This window comes from Leptothoe sp. ISB3NOV94-8A (assembly GCF_043421595.1).
Lineage (GTDB): Bacteria > Cyanobacteriota > Cyanobacteriia > Phormidesmidales > Phormidesmidaceae > Leptothoe > Leptothoe turfae.
Map to the genome: position 1 here is coordinate 4,944,698 of NZ_JAXSQW010000001.1, position 20,197 is coordinate 4,964,894.

At 48.4% G+C, this 20,197-nt stretch carries 16 protein-coding genes and 1 pseudogene; 2 read left to right on the forward strand and 15 right to left on the reverse strand.

Annotated elements, in window-relative coordinates; genetic code table 11:
- Positions 1–151: 151 nt before the first annotated feature.
- Both thiS and SPB21_RS21105 read right to left on the reverse strand, forming a co-directional pair.
- Positions 152–379 carry a sulfur carrier protein ThiS gene (gene thiS / locus SPB21_RS21100; protein ID WP_163662735.1) on the reverse strand — a complete coding sequence of 76 codons (228 nt, stop codon included), beginning with the start codon at positions 377–379 and terminating at the stop codon, positions 152–154.
- A gap of 21 nt (positions 380–400) precedes the next feature.
- The gene (locus SPB21_RS21105) at positions 401–1,438 is read right to left on the reverse strand and encodes a thiamine phosphate synthase (protein ID WP_499867636.1); all 1,038 of its coding nucleotides are present in this window, start codon (positions 1,436–1,438) and stop codon (positions 401–403) included.
- 313 nt (positions 1,439–1,751) lie between these two features.
- Between SPB21_RS21105 and SPB21_RS21110 the strand changes: the two genes are divergently transcribed.
- The gene (locus tag SPB21_RS21110) at positions 1,752–3,695 is read left to right on the forward strand and encodes a DUF1565 domain-containing protein (RefSeq protein ID WP_499867637.1); all 1,944 of its coding nucleotides are present in this window, start codon (positions 1,752–1,754) and stop codon (positions 3,693–3,695) included.
- Positions 3,696–3,704: 9 nt separating this feature from the next.
- Here SPB21_RS21110 and SPB21_RS21115 read toward each other — a convergent pair whose 3' ends face one another.
- The 9 genes from SPB21_RS21115 to SPB21_RS21155 form a co-directional block, all read right to left on the reverse strand.
- Positions 3,705–5,462, reverse strand: a complete 1,758-nt coding sequence (locus tag SPB21_RS21115) for a serine/threonine-protein kinase (protein WP_163662741.1) — start codon at positions 5,460–5,462, stop codon at positions 3,705–3,707.
- 37 nt (positions 5,463–5,499) lie between these two features.
- Positions 5,500–6,165: a V4R domain-containing protein gene (locus SPB21_RS21120; RefSeq protein ID WP_006516394.1), complete on the reverse strand. Its 666-nt coding sequence runs from the start codon at positions 6,163–6,165 to the stop codon at positions 5,500–5,502.
- 87 nt (positions 6,166–6,252) lie between these two features.
- Positions 6,253–6,747, reverse strand: coding sequence for a globin family protein (locus SPB21_RS21125; RefSeq protein ID WP_499867638.1), 495 nt, complete (start codon positions 6,745–6,747; stop codon positions 6,253–6,255).
- Positions 6,748–6,804: 57 nt separating this feature from the next.
- The gene (locus tag SPB21_RS21130) at positions 6,805–7,095 is read right to left on the reverse strand and encodes a hypothetical protein (RefSeq protein WP_499867639.1); all 291 of its coding nucleotides are present in this window, start codon (positions 7,093–7,095) and stop codon (positions 6,805–6,807) included.
- The gene (locus SPB21_RS21135) at positions 7,095–7,775 is read right to left on the reverse strand and encodes a V4R domain-containing protein (protein ID WP_163662750.1); all 681 of its coding nucleotides are present in this window, start codon (positions 7,773–7,775) and stop codon (positions 7,095–7,097) included. The genes SPB21_RS21130 and SPB21_RS21135 overlap by 1 nt, the downstream gene beginning before the upstream one ends.
- Before the next feature lie 37 nt (positions 7,776–7,812).
- Entirely contained in the window at positions 7,813–8,283 is a 471-nt protein-coding gene (locus tag SPB21_RS21140) for a bilin-binding protein (RefSeq protein ID WP_006516398.1), read from the reverse strand.
- A gap of 118 nt (positions 8,284–8,401) precedes the next feature.
- A complete protein-coding gene (locus SPB21_RS21145) occupies positions 8,402–8,746 on the reverse strand; it encodes a rhodanese-like domain-containing protein (RefSeq protein ID WP_499867640.1) in 345 nt (114 codons plus the stop codon).
- A 198-nt stretch (positions 8,747–8,944) separates the two neighbouring features.
- Complete coding sequence (locus tag SPB21_RS21150; protein WP_499867641.1) at positions 8,945–11,242, reverse strand: hypothetical protein; 2,298 nt, start codon at positions 11,240–11,242, stop codon at positions 8,945–8,947.
- 164 nt (positions 11,243–11,406) lie between these two features.
- Positions 11,407–12,438, reverse strand: a complete 1,032-nt coding sequence (locus SPB21_RS21155; protein ID WP_499867642.1) for a plasmid pRiA4b ORF-3 family protein — start codon at positions 12,436–12,438, stop codon at positions 11,407–11,409.
- A gap of 335 nt (positions 12,439–12,773) precedes the next feature.
- Here SPB21_RS21155 and SPB21_RS21160 point away from each other — a divergent pair, with 335 nt between their 5' ends.
- Complete coding sequence (locus SPB21_RS21160) at positions 12,774–14,048, forward strand: ISNCY family transposase (RefSeq protein WP_250564713.1); 1,275 nt, start codon at positions 12,774–12,776, stop codon at positions 14,046–14,048.
- Positions 14,049–14,255: 207 nt separating this feature from the next.
- Here SPB21_RS21160 and hsdR read toward each other — a convergent pair.
- The 4 genes and pseudogenes from hsdR to SPB21_RS21180 form a co-directional block, all read right to left on the reverse strand.
- Positions 14,256–17,250: pseudogene (gene hsdR, locus SPB21_RS21165) on the reverse strand (type I restriction-modification system endonuclease).
- Positions 17,251–17,443: 193 nt separating this feature from the next.
- Positions 17,444–18,538 carry a coiled-coil domain-containing protein gene (locus SPB21_RS21170; protein ID WP_163697512.1) on the reverse strand — a complete coding sequence of 365 codons (1,095 nt, stop codon included), beginning with the start codon at positions 18,536–18,538 and terminating at the stop codon, positions 17,444–17,446.
- Between the two features lies 1 nt (position 18,539).
- Positions 18,540–19,538, reverse strand: a complete 999-nt coding sequence (locus SPB21_RS21175) for a hypothetical protein (protein WP_499867643.1) — start codon at positions 19,536–19,538, stop codon at positions 18,540–18,542.
- Between the two features lie 175 nt (positions 19,539–19,713).
- Positions 19,714–20,196: a VanZ family protein gene (locus SPB21_RS21180; RefSeq protein WP_499867644.1), complete on the reverse strand. Its 483-nt coding sequence runs from the start codon at positions 20,194–20,196 to the stop codon at positions 19,714–19,716.
- Position 20,197 lies beyond the last annotated feature (1 nt).

Here is a 20,197-nt window from a genome sequence, read left to right on the forward strand (position 1 = left end):
ACCCACCAAGGTGTAGCCCTCCTTACTTTAACGTTTTTAGTTAGACCATATGGTGAGTCAAAAGAGGCGGGATTACCGCCCCTACATAGCCGACCGACTACACACAAGCCTCGACGATTCTTAACACTGATTAACGAAGCCTGGTGAACGATCAGCCGCCGCCAACAATGGTCACCACCTCTAAGCGGTCATTAGTTTGCATCACAGTCGTTTCCCAAAACTGACGATGCAAAATCTCACCGTTATATTCCACAGCGACCAAACGTGGATCCATAGCCAGCTGAATCAGTAACTGAGGTAACGTCGTCCCCTCAGCACAGGATTTCGATTCACCATTGACTTGCAGCATAATGCTGGTTGCTTCAGAGCTAGTGTTCATAGGAAAGGGAAAAGGAATCTATTACTCAAAATGCTGGTTAAAGGAACGAGTGATTTGGAGCGGGTCATCGGCTTGCATAATAGCCCGCACAATGGCGACACCGGGTGCACCAGCGTCTCGCACTAAGGCCACATTGGTTAGATCAATGCCACCGATAGCAAACCAGGGCATCGGCGCATTTTCTACAGCGTAGCGAATGTAGTCATAACCAGCCGCAGCTTTTCCAGGTTTTGTAGGTGTGGCATAGACTGGCCCAACGCCAATGTAGTCAGCGCCTTCGTCAATGGCTCTAGCCATTTCTACAGAGTTTGTGGTGGAGCGCCCCACAATGGGCAATGGTCCCAGAATGCGACGCGCTGCTGCCATGGGTAAATCTTGTTGCCCCAGATGCACGCCATCTGCCCCGACAGCTGCAGCAATATCCACTCGGTCATTCACAATAAACAACGAGTCATATTGATGACAAAGGGCTTTGATCTTGCTGGCCAACTCCAGTCGCACGTCATCATCGGCTTGCTTTTCACGATATTGAACAATATCAATCCCCCCCTTCAAAGCCGACTCCACAACATCTAGTAAACGATCATGGGGAGATGTCACGAGATAAGTGCGCGCTTTGGCCAGAAGTTGCCGCACATTATGGCCCAGCAGCTTACTTTCTAACGTGTACAGCTGATAGCGCATCTGCTTGGCACCCGTTGCCATTTCACTAGCATGGAGCTTGCCATACTCTTCTAGCACTCGCAGTGCCTCTTGAACGCGACAGCAGTTGACCTTTATCACTGTTTGCATAGTATCTCGCTGTTCTTCTTGGGGATGGCTCAGGGCCGTACCCAGGTCTCCTGGGGTGTCGCGACTTTGACGAATATCATCGCTGTGCCAACCGCCCAGGGTCTGACGCAGGTATTTAATTTGTTCTGTCAAAGTGGCATCATTCAACCCAAACCGACACCATTCTTCAATAATGCGGAGGCCTTCGCGAGCCCGGTCCAGGTTGGCATCTAGAATTCGATACAGTACTTTCTGAGACTGTTTTGCAGCAATTGGCTCAGAGTGCATAGACAAGATCAGCATGAAGGCAAAGCCTTCCCATCGTATCAGCTGTAAATTCGTTATCAGCGTAAACTAATCTGAGTTTTTGTGGTGGCCAAGCATAGAAAATCAAAGAAATCTGTCACAAGGGGGTTGACATTTTTTCACCCCCCCATCAAAATCGCTAGGCATAAACAATCTAGGCATTAACGACATCCTGCCTCACGCACCCACCGCACATTTGCAGTACTAACCATAGATTTGGGATGGTGGGCAGAGCGTCATCGCAAATAGCCGGGAGAAATAGACTTTCCGGGCAATCACGATAGTGGATTCGACGATGAACGCAACAAAACGCATAAAACAACACCTGCTGGACAGGGTAGTGCTGCTAAGCGTGGCCACCCTCATGACGGCTCTTCCAGCACGAGCACAAGCCCAACATGGCTCGACTGCACAAAACACCATCAGCATGAGTCAAGCCTCTCAAAGCTATGGTGTCTTGCACGTCAATGCAGCCACAGGCACTGATATACAAGGTGCTGGCAGTGCCGAACAACCCTATAAAACGATTACCCAAGCCTTACGGATGGCTCCCACCAACACCAGCACGGTAATCTTGCTAGCACCGGGGCACTACAGCCAAGAGTCAGGGGAACAATTTCCGTTGCGTTTACGACCAGGTATTACGATTCAGGGAAATGCAGGTCAAACCCGCAACACAATTATTACGGGTGGAGGAGATTTCCGTGATGGCAACGGCACTCAAAATGCAACTATATTGGCGGCTGATCGATCCGGTCTTGCCAATGTCGTCATCTCTAACTCTAAGGGAAACGGCGTGTGGATTTCAGCAGGCTCACCGATTCTGCGTAGAGTCGCGCTTGTTGCTAACGCTGTTGCGGGCATTCAGATTACCCATGGTGATCCTGTCATTGAAAACAGCTATTTCAACCGTAACCATTACGGTTTAAGCATTCAGGGAAATAGTCGTGCCCTTGTGCGAGGCAACTATTTTGAAACGACAGGCCGAGCCATCACTGTGGCCAACCCGGCGACTCCCGTTATTAACAATAATCGCATTACACGCAATGAGGTGGGAATTGCCTTAAAAAACAATGCCCGTCCTGTTTTAGAAGCTAATGTTCTGGATGACAATGGGCGCAATGGTGTGGTGGAAGTAGACACCACTACAGCCGCTATAGCTGAGAATTCTACTGATATCGTCGCCGTTAAAGTATCTGAGGTTTCCCATGAAACGAGAATACCTACGGTGTCAGTACAGGAAAGGCCAGCGGTCTTAACAAGGCCAGCATCTACCCCTAACAGCTCTGAGACTAGCAGCTCTGAGACTAGCAGTCCTATTGATGTGCAAGCAGAAACAACAGAACTGGCACAGCCCGAAGCTGATATTCCTGCAACTGATATAGCCATCAACCAAGCTACAGCTGATTCCAATCCGGTTATAGAAGGTTTATCTGAGACTCATGAACCAGACGATGGACTAGAGCGTGTTAACACAGCGACTCATGACAATGAAACTGATGAGCCAACGGGTGAGACAACGGGTGAGACAACGGGTGCGATCGCATCTTACAGACAGCATCTAGCCATCTCATCGGCTGCCCCAGCCCCCGTCAATATTCAAGCATCCCTCACCCGCCAGGCCCCATCATCCACCCGCCAGGCCCCATCATCAGAGGCCAACGAAATCGTTATTGATGTCGCTGATGAAGCCGCCCCGACTGCAACGGAGGACATTGCTGCGGCTCCAACCGAAACCAGTACTGATGATGCTATCCCCATCGCCGTTATTCCAGCCAGTGCACCGAATATTAACCAAAACAATTCATCATCTGGACAACGGGAAGGTGTTTCGCAACTGTTAACCCGACTCAATGGCAGACCTGAGCCAGCCTCATCTCCACGAGCAGAGAACAGTAGTGACCTCACTACCCCCGATGTACGCCCTGATATACCCACAGCCACAACCAATGGTGAGCGGCTGCCTGTGCCATCGATAGCCATTCCCAGTCGGAGTGGATCACTGAGCCTGACACCGCCAGGCTCAGTCGCCCTAACTGCAACGTTTCGCTATCGTGTGCTCGTAGATATGGCTGATGCAGAGAAACTTCAGAGCTTGGTCCCTGATGCTTTTCGTACACAGATGGGAAGTCAAGTATTTATGCAGGCCGGAGCCTATGTCAATGAGGCTGATGCTCAAGAGCGCTTAGAATGGCTGGAAGAGAATGGCATTGATGGACAAGTCAATTTACGCAATTAACTGAGGCATTTAAAAAATCATATCCAGATCAAATTCTTGCAGGTTTAACCTATGGAGCGCCCCGAGCCCAATCGGTTTGTTTTGCCATGTGGCCACTAGTAACTCATGGGCACTCATAGCAGTCAGTGCAGTTACCCCAGCTGGCCCCTGAATCCCCCCAATGGGATAGAAATCGCGGTCAAGCAGTAACATGCGTCCTACAGTGTTGCTGAAAAGATATCCCCAGGGCAAATCCAGCATTAGCGCCGGGCAAATATCCAAAATCATGCGTGTCATGCGCAGGGGTTTGAGGGTGAGAAAGACAACGGTGTGAGGTGCATGGACATCGATAGCCATCCATTGATGGCGCTGATCTGTGGGCGTAAGCTGCTGCAGCGTGATCCCTAAATCCAGTGAGGTCAGATACATGCCTCGACGGTTCCACAACATCAGCTGGCTGCCTGAACCAGCACTACTGGCCAAAATACCGATGTGGGCCTTATCAATCGCCACTACCTGATGGATCTCAATATCTGGAGGCAAGGGCCGACGTACAGGGGTCTGAGTCGGTTCACGTAATTGGGTAATGGTCAATTGTTTGGTACTGGGACTAACCGTAGCTATCCAACGTTGATGCGGTGCCACGGCAGCCATGGCAGGCAATGGCCAATGACTCAGGGAGGTCAAACACTCAGGGGTTGCACCACGCCAAAGGGTATATGCCGTACTCACCATCAGTCCGGCTGGGGATAGATGTAGCCCTTGTACTGACGCATCAAGAATTTGCGGTGAGACGTTGAGTGACTGCTGTTGGAGAGTAGCAAGCTGTAAACCGTGGACCATCAGCATTGTGGACTCGACAGCTGACTCATCATCCTGCGTAATGGATGCCGCTGATAGCTTTTGAAAATGGGTGACTGGTTGAGTCAGCCGATGTAGGGGATTGCCCGTGTAGGAAACGTAATCGATCTTTGGGGCGTTAAGCGACTGTCCAAGATTCAGACTAGAGGGATCTAATTGTTTGAGGTCAACCAACATTTCCGCAGCGGTTGGATAGCGGCGCGCAGGCAACTTTTCTAAGGCTTTGGCAATAATATGTTTCAGCGGTTCGCTAAGTTGGTCTGCATCAGGCACAGGCTGGTTTAAATGGGCTGATTGCAAGGCCATAGGCGTACCGGTGAAGGGGCGTTGACCTACTAGCAGCTCAAACAACATCACGCCAACTGCGTATACATCTGCTGATGGGGAGTACTGGCGATAAAAACGCTCTGGTGCCATGTAAGCCGGGGATCCCGTCTGTCCTGTGCCTTCGTGATTTTGCTGGTCTTGGGTAAGTTTGGCAATACCAAAGTCTGAGATCTTGGCTCGCCAGCGACCATCGCTGTAGCTGAGCAAAATATTCTCGGGTTTAATATCGCAGTGGATAATGCCTTGCTGATGGGCATGGGCCAGCCCCGAGAGCACATCTGACACCAGGGTGAGAATATCAGCCACGCTGAGGGGGCTGAGCATGTGCGATCGCAATGTACCACCGGCACAATATTCCAAGACCAACCGCCGCCCATCCTCACAATGCTCTAAAGCGTGACAGGCAACTATATGGGGATGCGACAAACTCAATAAGCAGTGAAGCTCTCGCAAAAACGCATGGGTTGATAAGCTATGACGATGTAAATACTTAATGGCGACCAGTTGCCCGGTCTTGCGATGCACACCGCAATACACACGCCCAAACTGACCGTTGCCGACCAGCCCCAACAGGCGATAGCTAGACCGCTGATGGCTCATGTTCACTAAATCCCGTTATCAATCCGTTGGCACGCGACTAAGCTCCCTGGCCCACCAGTAAGCTCATAATTTCAGCGTGGGAAAGCCCTTGTTCTACACCTGCCTCTGCCAGGGCCAATCGCTCTTCGACACCCAGAACAAAACAATTTTCTTCAGCCCCCAATGACTCGCAAGCTGTTTGTACACAGTGCAACGTTTGCTCACTCAATTCACTGAAAAATGCTTGTAATGCGCCCATCTCTAGAAATCCTACAGGTCTTTCTAACTGAGGAGCATAGTCAATAAAAGCCGATGCGCGGATTTTTACCACCAAAAATCCGTCAGGTTTATAGGTATTATCCAAACTGATTTGCCCCCAACCATGGGTCACCCAACACTGCTGCAAAGCCTGTATAAACTCAGACATTGACAAACTGGATATCGAACGATTGTGGTAATCAGTTAGCTCTTCGCAAAAGCGTGTGTAAAAATTTTTTCCCCACCAGCGCCCACAGTTATATAACACCAACATTGAGGCCTGACCAGTTTCATTATCTAACCCTGAATAAATTGCCCGAATCAGGGTTTCTGGTAAAGCCAGTAGCCGATCACCACGACGATTCTCCAATAACCCCAGATCTAGGCTGCCATGCACATAGACATCACTGGCAAAGTAGTTGGACGTCAGATTAGTGTCTGCAAGTAAATCGGCGACTAATACCATTACAATGAGTCCCTCAAAGGTTCTCGTACTGAAACTACGCTTACGTGGAGAAATTTTATCATCGGCAAGTTTTTTAGAATGGAAATTCTATTCTGCCCCCTCTTCTTTTACGGCATCTTTTAAGAGCTGTTGTGCTGACTCTAGGGCTGGTTGTAGTAAAGCAAACTGGGAGTCAGTTAATAGCCTGGGCAGCTGTTGATTGAGGGATTTTTGCAGCAATACATCGATTGATTGGGTCTGATAAACCATCACCATCGTTGGCAACCATCCCTCTAAGCGACGTCGCCCTAGATGTACGTCATCCACCAGCATGCCTAAAGCGGCATAGCGCAGGATCAAGATCGTTTGTTTGATACTTTGTTCCAGTGCCCTAGTATTTTCCTTCAGCTCGGTCGGCAGCCGATCCACCAGTTCTTGCATCAGGTTGACCTCCCACTCACGCAGCTGGCGATATGCGCGGACACGGTCCGTTAAGCTGCCAACATACCGACCCAGACTACTCAACTCCTGAGGTGTCAGATAGCTCTTATCTGGTTGAAGCTCAATCTGTCGCAAAATGTGCTGGCTAGGAGGCGTTGTCATGGTGATGCTAGAGGGCAATTTTATTCAAAACTAGCGTGTTCAAAATAACCGACAGACCTAAAATAGCGCCGATAGGTCTTCTAGCGTGAGAGTAGCTTGTTCCATGGGGGCAGTCTCATCATCTTTCACTGAATCCCAATCGTCAGCAGTCGTAGCCCCCCCTGCTCCCTGCCAAGGAAATGTAGCAAAAAATTGCCCAACCGTTTCATAGGGAGTATTAGCCAGGTCTGCCTCATCCATACCAGGCATTGTCCTGCCATACCAGTTGATTTGCTGAAAAAACTCCCCAACTGAGATAATTTCCAGGGGCTGACTGCTCACTTCAGACTTGATTACATCGTTAGCCATCACAATGAATCTCCGGAACGCAGCCGGTTTTGAATATCGCTAGCTGTCGCCCCTTCATTTAGCCAAAACGCCGCCGCATCAATTCGTTCTCGGGCCCCCAATAAGAACTTACAGTAGGTTTCCCCCATGGAATAGCACTGAATTTCAATACAGCTAAGCTGTTTACGTACCATTTCAGTAAAAAAGCCAGCATATAGCCCTGCATACAGATAGCAGACGGGTTTACCCACATCCCCCAAAGTGCGTGCAACGGCTGAGTCAAAGAGGTTAATGAACATAAACCCCTGGGTGCGATCGGCCATGTCAATTTCCCAACGGCCCCAACCTTGGGCCGTAAAGGGCCACCACCAGGTTTCTAATAGAAACATAAGGTTAGCCTGCTGGGGACTAACGTTGTACTCCCGCTCAAACCACTGGTCAAAAAATAATGAGTCTTGTTTACCCCATTCCAAACCAATGGAGTACATCACAGCGGCTGAAGCGGCTCCCACTTCTTCTTCCAAGCCCTCTAACAAACCAATGATGAAATCTTCACTTGTCAGGATATTACGGCTGCCATGCCAGTCAGAAATAGTGCCCTTAGATGCATTGAACTGGAAAAAATCGGCAAACTTATAGTAATTGTGTTTATTGGGATATTGCTGACGCAACTTGTGGGCGCCAACCGATGGAATATCCATAAGACCTGCGATACATGAGCGTACCTTCAGGGTAACGCTATTGCCCTAGCAAAAGTCTAGCCTGGGCCAAAATTGGACAAAATAGCTCTGCTTCTTGCGGTGTTAGATGCTGACGCACTACATCCTGCATAATTTTGTAGGTAATGTCGCAGCTTTGCTGGGCCTTAAAGGAACGTATGATGGACTGAAACCACAGCAAAAGACGCTCCTCTAATCCTTCTTCGTCAGCTACTAGTAGCGCATGGGCACAGTAGCGAAACCCGATCACAGCATCCCGCTGCCACTTAGCGCTGAGATCAACTTTGCCCCGCCGGAGCAGTTGAGGGTCAGTAGCCTTTAGTTTTTGTTTGACCTGTTGAATGATAGCGGTCTCGGCTTTCTGAATTTTTTGATAGGCACTAAACCGTAGACGAGCCGTTTGCAGGTAATTTTGCAAAAACATTAGCTCTGTGTCGGTGGCATAACGTCCATCAACTTCACGGACAAGGGTTTGAAGCTGGCTAAGCATGGAATTTTTGAGTGGTGAGCAGTGAGTGGAGCTAGTGCCCTAGCAGTAGCTGGCCAAACATAGACTCTCAACTCAATCTTAGATTTACCAAATTACCAGAGGCAGCCCCTCTAAGTCATCAATAACGGGGAACGGTATTATCTACTAGGCGAGAGTAGGCATCGATACCACCAGACAGGTTTTTGGTGCGCTCAAATCCTTGACGCTGTAGCCACTGACACATCTGGGCTGAACGAACGCCATGGTGGCACATGACAATGGTTTCAAGACTGGGATCTAAATGGGTAAAGATTTGATCGGCCCAGTCAGCGTATTGGCTCAGAGGCAAATAGATAAAGTTGGAGAGGTGTGCGATCTCAACTTCCTCTGGTTCTCGAACATCTACCAGCTGTAACCCATCCTCTGCCAGCCGCTGGGCAAAGTCCGGAGCTGATATTTCCTCAACACCTACAATTCCGTACATAGCTCCTTCCTAATCGACTGATCGCCTATCTCTGATTAGGGTAACGCTTTAATTCTCTGAATTAAGCTAAATAACAATAGTTGAGTTCAATGGAAATGATTGACTCAGCACCCAAGCTCGCCATCTTTGAAGACATCCTCTACACCTCATAAAACAAAATATTGCATCTTTTCATAGACGTGACACTATGCCATGGCACTAAGGCGGCCATATGGATGGAAACAAACAAGGAGGCAAGAATGCTCGGGGAGCCAGTATAGTAGCTGACTCCTGTTCCTGAATGCTCTCCATAAAACAACCATATTGGTATTTCACACTGAGGCTTTGAGAAAAAATAGTGTGGGAGTTTTTAATACCATCTCCCTCATATTGCACCACAATCCCAGTGTAAGGAACGCCTGTTTCACTGATCAAATTGTCAGAAACCGGATAGGACAAGATTCCATCGAATCCCTCTAATGCTAAAGATGCTTGCATTCCAGGCCAAAGTGTAGGTCCCGCCTGTTGAACACCACTCGCCAGCGCCATTGCATTGAAGACGTCTTCAGGGAAATCACTATCGAACTGCCCAACAGGTTGATAGATCGATCTCACCGGATGATCAGGCAACGGTCGTCTAGCAATCCGAGGCATGTATACCATAGGTTCCACCGGCTCCCAAGAACTTTGTAGTAAACGCAACGCCGGGTATAAATGATTAAGGGGTTCAGAGCGTTTGAGCACTTGCCCTAAGAGTCTACCAATCTCTCGAAAGTCATCTACTGTGCAATCACCTGGTAATTCTTCTTCAGGCAAACCTTTCGACAAGAGCTCTTGGCAATAATCAGGCAAAGATCTTGCTAAAGCCTCCTGACGTTGATCAGAATTCGTCAAGATGGAAAACAATAAAGCCCAAAAGCCTCCTGAGCCAGTGGGAACAACAGCTTTGATTTTTGGCTCAACCGCTGCCATCATCACGGCATATTGGGCCCCTTGCGATTGCCCCAAAGCAATGACTGAATCCGTTTGTAAACGAAAATGAGTTTCTCCCACAGGTAACGAGGGACCTTCACAACCTGCTAGTGCTTCGGCTGGAATCTGTAAACGCTCCAAAGCTGACAGCAAAAGACGTTGCTCAATCACTCCCTGGCGAAAGGTATCACGATAGGCAGAGAGATTAACCGGATTCAAATATATACGACCATCCAACAACTCAGAAAAAACAACCGCTGAAACATTATCAAGACGTTCTGGATTCAGCGGTAACGCACTGCCCACTGAGGCAAACCCATGACGACCCACTACATCGGCAGGTCCTCGATCGGGCAATCGATTCAGTTCCGGTGCTGGTCTTTGATTCAGCAATCGATGGACGTCAGGCCTGGGGACGGGTCCTCGATCGACCACTTGGGTACTCAGCCCAGCAGTACCGTGGTAGTAAGCGACCAATGGATAGCCCTCTGGCGGCATCAGCGTTTTTGGCAACGTAATTACCAAAGGAACAGTTTGATAACGTTGGCGTTTTAGGTCGCCACTGGCATCAAACACAAATAGACCTTCTTGCTCTTCAGGAAAGAAGTAGGGTGGAAAGCCTTTTTGGAATTGGGGTAATTTTATCCTGGCAGTAAATTTGCAGTAGTCAAGATCCGAGATAACGTGATTGGGATCATACGCGAATGAGCGCACATCAGGACGGTACTGCTCTAAGACTTGATTAGAAAGGTTGGCCATGTCAGCCACCACATCACCCGTGGTAAACACCGTGGCAACCACTACGCTCTCTCGATCAACACCTAGTTGGTCAAGCGTTTCCCACAGAGGCTTATAGAGAACGTAGGCCAGGAACTTTCGTCTCATTTGCCCTTGAGGAATATTACCTGTTCTCAGTTGGGCAAAGATGTCGGTGGTTTTTAGCGCTTGGCCGTTAATATCTTTTAGGGAATCTTGCACCACATAGGCATACCGGCGATTGGGTTTAAGCACAATGCCCGGATAGGGAGAGACTGCTAGTAAATGTTCGGGCACGTAATAGGGGTCAGGTTCTGGAGTAGTGGCAACAATGGGAAACAGACGACCCCGTTCTGGCGAGTTGCGATCGATATCGATCAAGAGAATAGGAGAATCGCTGACAGCTGGGATCAGGTCATCAATATTGAGGGGTGCGAGGGGTTGATTAAAACGAAAATAGCCTGCAGCAGTGGTAGGAAATCCAGGGCGATCGCTAGCGATGCTTTTTAGGCGCTTAAATAGACCAACACCATGTTTTGAGAAAACAGGAAATCCTGACAGATCAGGTTGTCCATTTTCATCGAGACGAAAGTCTGAGGGGTAGGGCAGATTATAAAATTCTGCTTGCTCTTGCAGATCAGCATTGAGGTCAAAGGTGGCAGTTGTAGCACCTGACGTTTCTGCTAAGACACTGGCTTGGGGCAGTTTTGAGGTAATGCAGAAAAGGCTAAAAGCAAGGGTGGGAATTAGCCCTATTTTACGCCAATATTGGAGGTATTTAGGAAACACTGATGATTTTATCCCGATTTGTATGGCACCTTCCTCAGTAGTATACGTGGTAGTACCCTTGGGCCAATAGGATAGAGAAATCAAGCAATAATCTGATACAAAACAACGATTAGGAGATATTAATCCAACCCGATTAATTCTCTTTGAGGCTTCATACCTTGATCTCAATCAAATTCTGCATATTGGGGTGGGCTAGCACCAACTCTTGCGGTCACTTTGGGATATTTCCCTTTAGGTGCTTTCTCTTTAATATCCATCACCGCAATCTGATGCCACCAGTCATCCCCAAAATCAAACCAGTAGCCAAAGAAGTCTCCTTGAGATAACCCTAACGAGGCTAGTTTAGCTTTAGCAACATCGTTGACAGAACTGGGGTCACCAGGCATTGGCACCCCATACCTGGTTGCATTAGGGTCATTGGGTCCCCGTCCCCCTACCTGAAATTCATAGAGATGTTCTTCTTCTCGATCAAAGGCACTAAATAAAATCCGATGCAGGTCCTGGAGGGTTTGTCTGCCATTAATTTCAATGGTGCGTGAGATCTCAGGATTTGCTTCTATAAACTCGTCTGTTACTGGCCCAGCAATGATAACGACATATAAAACAAACAATGTTTCATCAGATTGCTTCGTTGCCTCTGTTTTACTGTGGATTGGCATTGAGGCATCTACCTGAGCATCCGCTTCACTGTCAGGAAGATAGGGAATCAAGCCTTTAGCAAATGCTTCTTCTTGAATATGTCTGGGCATTGAGCGGGCATCTACCATAAATCCATTCACCGAAATCATCCAGGCCATGAGGTTGTCGTCTAACTTGCTAGATAGACACCAATCAGGATCCATTTGATGGGTGTTGAGGATATCGCGCACCAGTTTTGACTTGGCTTGTCCAGTACTGCTGCTTACTCCAAAGGCTTGATATAACTCCTTGGCACTGATATGTGGGTCTTGGGACGGATCAAACAAAAAGTTGACCATACCGATGGCGTGGGTAATGCCACAGGCCCAGGTTTTATCGCGCCCCTTGGCTAACGGCGATGGTCGTTTACGACATAGGGCTGCAACGGCATAGCGAATGAACTGAGTATATTCATCATTCAGATATTGTTTGGCAAACTCGTCGGTAATGGTCACAATGCTGTCGAACTTGGCCTGCATGGCCTTGGGTACGTTTTCCGACTTTTTGACCTTCGCCATCTGAAGTGCACCTGTACTTGACCTACCGTGATCATTATTGCTCTGTATTAAAACATTAAGGTGTAGCTACAGGAACATATAAGGATCGCGATAGCATGTGGCCAAGGCTCACCTGCTATCAGCTTGCTATGTCTCTATTTATACAGCAATTCCAAATTCCGACTTAAGAACAGGTGTCTGTGTCCTGGAGCTAGCAATCGAGTTGTGCACAGCGTGCCCCTATCCGATACAGTCAATTCATTCGAATGGGTCTTGCCCTTGGCAAGATAGTCGTCATGGTCTCAAGTGTGCTCGGATTCGACAGTGTGCTCGGAAGTCTGACCTCATGCATAGGAATGATGAAGGATGGACGTCAGCCTAGTAACGCGACTCGTTATAGCCTTCAAGATGCGGTCTTAGGAGCATTTAGTGCGTTTTTCATGCAAAGCCCGTCATTCTTAGAGTACCAACGACAGTTGCAAAGCCGTCATGGTCAAGACAATGCCCAGAGTCTATTTGGCTTGACCAACATTCCGAGTGTCGAACAAATTCGTAATATTCTCGACCCGCTTCCTGCGAGGGGGCTATCGGGTGTGTTCATCTTGAATTATCAGGATTTAGAGAAACAGGGATATCTGCGTGGGTTTGAGGTACTTGGCAAGCATCTATTGGTCACCCTAGATGGAACCCAATACTACAGTTCGCATGAGGTAAGTTGTCCGTGTTGTTCAATCCAGACGCATCGCAATGGCCAGGTCACCTACAGTCATAAAGCTATCTTGCCAGTGGTGGTGTCGCCGAGCCAATCATCGGTGATTTCGTTGTCCCCTGAATTTATTTATCCTCAAGATGGTCATGAGAAGCAAGATTGTGAGCAGGCTGCAGCTAAGCGTTGGATAGCGACTCATGGACAGATGTTCGCTCAGCGAGATGTGATTTTGCTCGGCGATGATCTATACAGTCGTCTACCGATGTGTGAAACAGTCCTAGCTCAGGGAATGAGTTTCATCTTCGTGTGTTTACCGGAGTCGCATCCAGTGCTCTACGATTGGATTGAGTTCAATGCGGCCAAGGGTCAGGTCAAAACCATCGAGAAAACGCGAACTCAGGGTAAGGAGAACGTCCACTATCGGTACCGATATTTAACCGATGTTCCATTAGGTGGCACCCCGTCGGACCGGGTACTGAATTGGTGTGAGGTCACCGTCACTCGACAACGAGACGGCAAGCGACTCTATCACAACAGTTGGATCACTCCACTAGAGCTCAATACCCCGCAGCAGGTCATTGCTGTAGTTGAGGCGGCTCGCAGTCGTTGGAAAACTGAAAACGAAAACCACAATGTCCTCAAAACGAAGGGCTATCATTTAGAGCACAATTTTGGCCATGGGCAACAGCATCTAGCCTCGTTCTTATTGACCCTAAATCTGTTAGCATTCCTGTTTCATACCATCTTGGGATATGTAGACGAACGCTATCAACGAATTCGACAGATTCGAGGTACCCGAAAAGGCTTTTTTCAAGATATTGTCGCCTTGACCAAGTACCTCTGGTTTGAGAGTTGGAACGCATTGATTGAGTTCATGCTCGATGATACCAAGCCGACGGGTCCCTTTCGAAATACCTCTTGATTCTCATCGTGACTGACATCCTCAACAGGAGTCTCTCTTACATACCACTCCTGTCCGTACATTGGAATTTGGAATTGCTGCTGCTAAAGGGGTTCGTCATTACAAGTTGCTCTCAACTTACAAAGAGGGTCTTGTCGCTTCAGCGACAGCACTCAATTAGCGTGGGGTTTTGAACACGGCCTGGGTAAGCGCCTCCATAACGATCAATCAGTTTGATTTACTATCCGCCGACCACAGTGATTCATTAATTGCACTCAAAACCTGTTCTAACTTACCCTGAAACACTTTATTGATTCGCTGAAACCCTCCCTGGGTCTTAAATGCCCCCTGTTTTAGAGTTTCCTTATCCACCACATACTCCTTTTCCAGTTGCTTACCAATTCTCTCCAACCATTTCCGCTGAGGTGCCGTCCATTTCTGACTGGTCAAAATCTTTTTCATCGCCTGCTGCACTCGCTCCCCATAGGGAACTAATGGGTCTCCCAAAGCCGCCTGCCGCACATAGCCAATAATCGACGCGGCAATCTCCTCATTCGTCTTATCCCGCCAGGCTGCTTTAAGCATCGTTTCTGAATACCCAGCTTTCGACAACTCTATACGCAGGTCCTTAAGCTGCTGGCGAGTCAAATCACGAGGCCGCTGGGTGACGACTATCAAGGCCGGAATTTTATTCTGATTATCCTGAATAAAGGCTTCAAAACTCTCTAAATAGTCCTCAGGTCTGCCATACTCAGTGCCATCTTCTGCCACACCATAGCCCTGCGCCACCCGCCGTAGTTCATCAGCATGGTAAGACACCAGTACCGGCTTACGTCCACCATCCCGTCGATCTAAAATCTCAGCGATCTGCTTCCGTTCTTGCAGCCAGTGTGCTGCATCTGCTGGGCTAGATTGCCTCAGATGATCCACTACCTCATCAACAGGCATATCCGCCAGGCTTTCAATGGTTTCTTGCTGGTCAGCACTCAGATGACGCTTTTTTCGTTGCAACTTGGCAACAATCTGATCCAAAATCTCCTCCACGGCACTAGTATCCGTCACACAGACTAGTTCATCTACCAATTGACCAAAGGAAATCTTGGGATTAACCACCACCGGCTTCATACTCGAAAAGTTCTCGATGGCTTTGTACAGGCCGACTGGGTCAAAGATTCTAAAAAACTCTTTATCGAGATCATCACAGAGACGAGTAGCCCGCCCCAACATCTGTTCATACAAGATTCTTGACTTAACCCGCCGCAGAAACACCAGATTACAAATGGCCGGTACATCAATCCCGGTGGTCAGCAAATCAACCGTCACGGCTATTGTAGGACTAACCTCATTCTTATACCGCCGAATCAGTTCTAACGGCTTGTCTGACGCTCCCGTAATCTTTTTGACATCATCGTCATCAATGCTGCCGTATCGTTCTGTCAGAGATTTCTTCAGCAAATCTGTTACCAAATCAGCATGGGCATCATTCACACAGAAAATAAGCGTTTTACCCATCTCCGGGTCAATTTCATCCGCCAAAAAGTCACATACCACCCGATTAAACTCTTGGGTAATTACCTGCCGGTTAAACTGTTCCACCTCCACTCGGATTTCATCCGGTGCATGGATCAAGTCCAGCTGCCCAGTTTTTGGATCAATGTATTGAACATTCTCACCTGCCTGCCAAACAATATTGTCTTCAGCCAGGGCTGTTACGGGTCGAATGGGGGGCTCATGATCAATCAGATAGCCATCAATCACCGCTTCCCGATAGCTATATTTGAAAACGGGCTCACCAAAGATTTGGGATGTATGCAACGCAGGCGTAGCCGTTAAGCCAATCTTGACCGCATCAAAATACTCTAGAACGGTGCGGTATTTCGAGACATAGTCTTTAAAGTCTCGAAAGGTGAGTTCATTATCACTGAGCTCCCGGTCCAGCAAATACCCACGATGGCACTCATCCACCACAATGCAGTCATACTGATCTGCCGTTAGGGGTTCGGCTTCATCGCTGGGGTACAGGATGCGTTTGACAAAGCTCTGTACCGTGCCAATATGCACCTTTGTATCCCTTTCTGGGGCTGCATCCTTTAGCTCTTTGATTTCAAAGATCTTGGCAAACTCCTGCAAACTTTCCATGCGAGTATCTTTGAAGGCATTGGCAGCCTGTTCTCCCAGAGCCGTCCGGTCCACCAAAAACAAAACACGCCGAAAGCGCTTGGTCTTGAGCAATCGATAGACCAGGGCAATACAGGTCTTGGTTTTACCAGTGCCCGTTGCCATGGCCAATAATAGATTGCGTTGATCCTGGGCCAGGGCTGCTTCCACCGCTCGAATAGCCCGAATTTGATAGTGCCGTAGGTCAAAGCCGTAGTTAAATTGCTCCTGAGCCAGTTGCGTCTGGGCCTGATCGATATCCTGGGCTAGGGTATCAAGCAAACCAGCTGGGCTATACCAACTGCGTAAGGGACGGCGCAGGTTTTCTGGACGCCGAACATCACAAAACCAGATGCCGCTCTTAGTTTCAAGTTGGGGCAAAAACTCTCGGCCATTGGTGGCAAATACAAACGGCAGCTTGTAGTCTCTCCAGGGACCACCGGGTGGGGCTGTCTGGAATCCCCGGCTATAGCGCTTGGCCTGGTCTACTGCCCCAGATACATCTTTACTTTTACGTTTGGCTTCGACGGCTGCGATCGCATCCAACCCCACAAATAAAATATAATCAGCCCGTCCACCGGCAGTGGGCCATTCAGCAATGGCTAGATTTTTCCCTTTCTGGGGACGAGTGCCATTGCCATAGGTCAATGTTTCCGTATCAACCTCCCAACCCGCCTCGCGCAATTGCGCATCAATTAAGCGATGAAACCAGATGCCTAAGCTACCGAGCGTATTTCAGATGGCTCAGTGCGGCCCCATGTTCGCCATAGCTACCGTGGGTAGCCCGATTACCCACCTTCCGAATTTCATGAAAAAGTTGGGTGGTTTGTCCCGTAATTGCTCCACGATTCTCTAACCGCCGCAGGAGTTCAAATTGGCTTTCATCGGGGTCTTCATAGAGACCAACCGTAGCAGCTACCAACTGAGCCAGTTGCTCCCCAAACTGACGCAGCTTAATCAGACAGGTGTTCGGATCGTTTGCAAAATAATTTTCAGCTAGCGTACCCAGCCTGACAAGCGCTAAGCTATGAACCTTGAGAAATGCAAAATTCCTAGAAACCTGCATAGGAATGGCCCTGACTGCGGGGATGATGGGGAATTAGCTCAGGTTTAAGGTTCCCTTGTACGAACAAAAACTTATCAATATCAATAGGTGTATCTATCCATTTTTACAGGCGAGCTACTCCACGTCAGAATGATGCAACCAGGGAAATACAAGGATGCTGCCGCATTCGCAAAATGTGCCGCTACCGACTAGACTATTTCCCTTTCATTTGGGTTTTGGCCTGTTCCATTGCCAGGGACTTAAACGCCTCAAAGGATTGAATAGTTGATGCGCCTTCAATGGCTTTCACTGCCAAATCCTGAACTTGTTTTAGGGCTGCCGCCAGCTGTTTCGATAAGGTCTGAATCCGTTCCTCACTGGTCGTGATCGTTTGTTCCAGGGCCTGAATCCTCAGTTCATACACACGCTTAAAGCCATCCAATTCCTTATTGCGCAGATCCACTGCTATTTTTGTCTGGGCACCGGCTGTTTGTTCTCCTTCTGCCTTGGCCTGCTTGATGGCCGTTGCTTTTTCTTTCTCAAAGGCTTCGACTTGGGCCTTTAGCTCAGCAAATTGTTGTTCTTGAAGAGCAATGGCTTTTTCCCGTTCAGCCCACTGTTCCTCCAGGGTCTGCTTAGCCTCTGCTAATTCCCTATAACGTTCCTCTTGAGCCTGATCGTATTCCGTCTGCGCCAAACTACGCTGGAGATTGAGAGTATAGTCGTACTCTTCAGCCTCCCGCTGACTGGTTTTCTGCTGTTCTTCATCACGCTCTTTCACAGAACGCTTATGCTCCTCCTGCTCCTTTGCCCAGGACTGTTTCAGGTCCTGTAGTTCATTTTCGAGGGTGTCACTCCTTTGATTAAAGTCGGATTCAAAGGCTTTACTGTTGTCTTCACAGGTTTGGATTAGGGTATCCAGGGTATCGGCTTGGATATCATCTAAATTGTGCAAAGCCTCCAGTTGCGCCAGTTCCTCGGCAACGGCTAACCGGAGAGCCTGTAGTTGAGCCGCTTTCGAAGTCAGCTTTTCGGACAGCTCACTGACGGCACTACCAAATCCCGCGTGTAACCCAGCCAGGGTGTTGATGGTAGCGGTCATTTTGTCCTGTGGTTGATCGACGGGCTGCTGGCTCATTTTTTTCACAGGTTCAGAGGGTTTTGTCTCTACAACGGTTGTGGGACTTGCCTTTGGCTCTTGCTGTAGTTTGTCGAGCTGCTTTTCTAGCTTATTTCGTTCTTTGAGCAATTCATTATAAGCGTCTAGAATCTGCGCTTTTGTATTTCTATTCGTTGGTATATCGGTCATGCTAACCTCCTCTTTCTTGAGAATCAGCCGTGGAAGATTTTTCAAACGCTTTTATAGTCAGCGTGTGGGACTGCTGCATGGTCTCTTGCAATTGAGTATTGATGCTTTCAATTTGCTGAGTTTGTTCTTGAATTTTCTGTTCCAGTGATTGAATGGTAAACTCGTAGCCCTGTTTGGTGGCTTCCCACTCCTTCTCCAGCAGTTCGGCTTGCACGTCTGCATTCTGCTGTACGGCAGTCGCCGCATTTTCTCTCGTTATGTCGACTAGCTCACTGAGCTCAGCTGAGAAGACATCTACACGCTGTTGATAGTCCTCTAAAAGGGACTGATTCTCCTCTAGGATTCTCTCTCGCTCAGTCCACTGCCGGTCGTTGACTTGCCCGGTATCCTGTAATTCTTTTTCTTGATTGCGGCGTATCTCGTCAAACTCATTGGCATCGACGGTTTGCTTTCGTTCTAGTTCATATTGATAGTCTGCTTCTTGTCGCTCTCGTCCTTTGGTTAACCGCTCTGTCTGCTCGCGCACGGTCTGCTCAAAGTCGGCTTGATCTTTAGCCCAGTGCGATCGCACTTCAGTCATTTCTTTTTCCAGGGCCGCTTGTTGCTCAGCTTCTGTTTGTTCAAGGCTTCTAAGCTTATCCTGGTGCTCTTGGGTCAGCAGATGGAGGGTGTCAGCCACTACGCGAATTTGCTTCAGAGTTTGTAGATGACGCGTTTCGATCTCAATGGCCTGATCCAATTCCCCCAGCTTTAAGGATTCAGCGGTTAATTTTTCTGATAGCTCAGTTACAATGCTGCCAAACTCCAGTTGCAGATCGGCTAGGCCTTTAACAATACCGTCAACAGTATAGGCAGATGCCACATCCAGCATCTGTGCATTTTTGGCAGCTGCAGCTTCCTGCTCTTTTGTGGCAATTCGGGACCCTAGCTTTTTGCGGTCTGCAAGAATTTTCTGGAAGGCCGCTAAAACCTGTTCGTTACTATCCTGCGATGCAACCATAACGATGACTCCAGCTGACGCATCATTGGACTAATTCTTGCACCGATGGGTCCATGCAGCAATGCAGATCCTGATTAAACTTAACTCTCGCCGTCTATCAAAGTTATTTATAGCGTACATGTCGAAGGGCGCACGGCGGTGCGCCCCTACGATGGATATGCTTTTTAACAAATCTCTAACTGCGTTTTCCAAGGCCTTGGGCCAGAAAATAGCCCAACACGACACCGCCTAAACTGCACACCAAATCGAGGGAATCTAGTGTTCGATAGGGAGATAGGCCTTGCACAATCTCTTCTGCCGTCATCGCCAAGCTAAACAGCACTGGAAAAACGGGTAAATAGCGTATGCCTTTGAAGTGTCGTCGATTGAGCACCCGATGGCCCAAATAGCTAGCTAGAGCATAAAGCACCACATGGCCAATCTTGTCGTAGTAGGGGATTCTCCCCAGTAACTTGAGCGGTAAATTATTGGTGTAAGCGGCCCACAGAATCAGTAAAAATAATCCACCATAGCCCACTGCTAGCCAAACAACATTGCGCTGGTTAGACTGACCAAGTTTCGATGACGTTTTCATAAAATAGAAATAAGCTGCTGATAGACGGTTTTCAGTATCGCTATCTACAGTGGGCAACATCTCCATATCGGATACATCAACCACA

Bases quoted from the DNA above. Each gene is read 5' to 3' on its own strand.
- thiS (WP_163662735.1), bottom strand. From the start codon at position 379: ATGAACACTAGCTCTGAAGCAACCAGCATTATGCTGCAAGTCAATGGT.
- SPB21_RS21105 (WP_499867636.1), bottom strand. From the start codon at position 1,438: ATGCACTCTGAGCCAATTGCTGCAAAACAGTCTCAGAAAGTACTGTAT.
- SPB21_RS21110 (WP_499867637.1), top strand. From the start codon at position 1,752: ATGAACGCAACAAAACGCATAAAACAACACCTGCTGGACAGGGTAGTG.
- SPB21_RS21115 (WP_163662741.1), bottom strand. From the start codon at position 5,462: ATGAGCCATCAGCGGTCTAGCTATCGCCTGTTGGGGCTGGTCGGCAAC.
- SPB21_RS21120 (WP_006516394.1), bottom strand. From the start codon at position 6,165: ATGGTATTAGTCGCCGATTTACTTGCAGACACTAATCTGACGTCCAAC.
- SPB21_RS21125 (WP_499867638.1), bottom strand. From the start codon at position 6,747: ATGACAACGCCTCCTAGCCAGCACATTTTGCGACAGATTGAGCTTCAA.
- SPB21_RS21130 (WP_499867639.1), bottom strand. From the start codon at position 7,095: ATGGCTAACGATGTAATCAAGTCTGAAGTGAGCAGTCAGCCCCTGGAA.
- SPB21_RS21135 (WP_163662750.1), bottom strand. From the start codon at position 7,775: ATGGATATTCCATCGGTTGGCGCCCACAAGTTGCGTCAGCAATATCCC.
- SPB21_RS21140 (WP_006516398.1), bottom strand. From the start codon at position 8,283: ATGCTTAGCCAGCTTCAAACCCTTGTCCGTGAAGTTGATGGACGTTAT.
- SPB21_RS21145 (WP_499867640.1), bottom strand. From the start codon at position 8,746: ATGTACGGAATTGTAGGTGTTGAGGAAATATCAGCTCCGGACTTTGCC.
- SPB21_RS21155 (WP_499867642.1), bottom strand. From the start codon at position 12,438: ATGGCGAAGGTCAAAAAGTCGGAAAACGTACCCAAGGCCATGCAGGCC.
- SPB21_RS21160 (WP_250564713.1), top strand. From the start codon at position 12,774: ATGATGAAGGATGGACGTCAGCCTAGTAACGCGACTCGTTATAGCCTT.
- SPB21_RS21170 (WP_163697512.1), bottom strand. From the start codon at position 18,538: ATGACCGATATACCAACGAATAGAAATACAAAAGCGCAGATTCTAGAC.
- SPB21_RS21175 (WP_499867643.1), bottom strand. From the start codon at position 19,538: ATGGTTGCATCGCAGGATAGTAACGAACAGGTTTTAGCGGCCTTCCAG.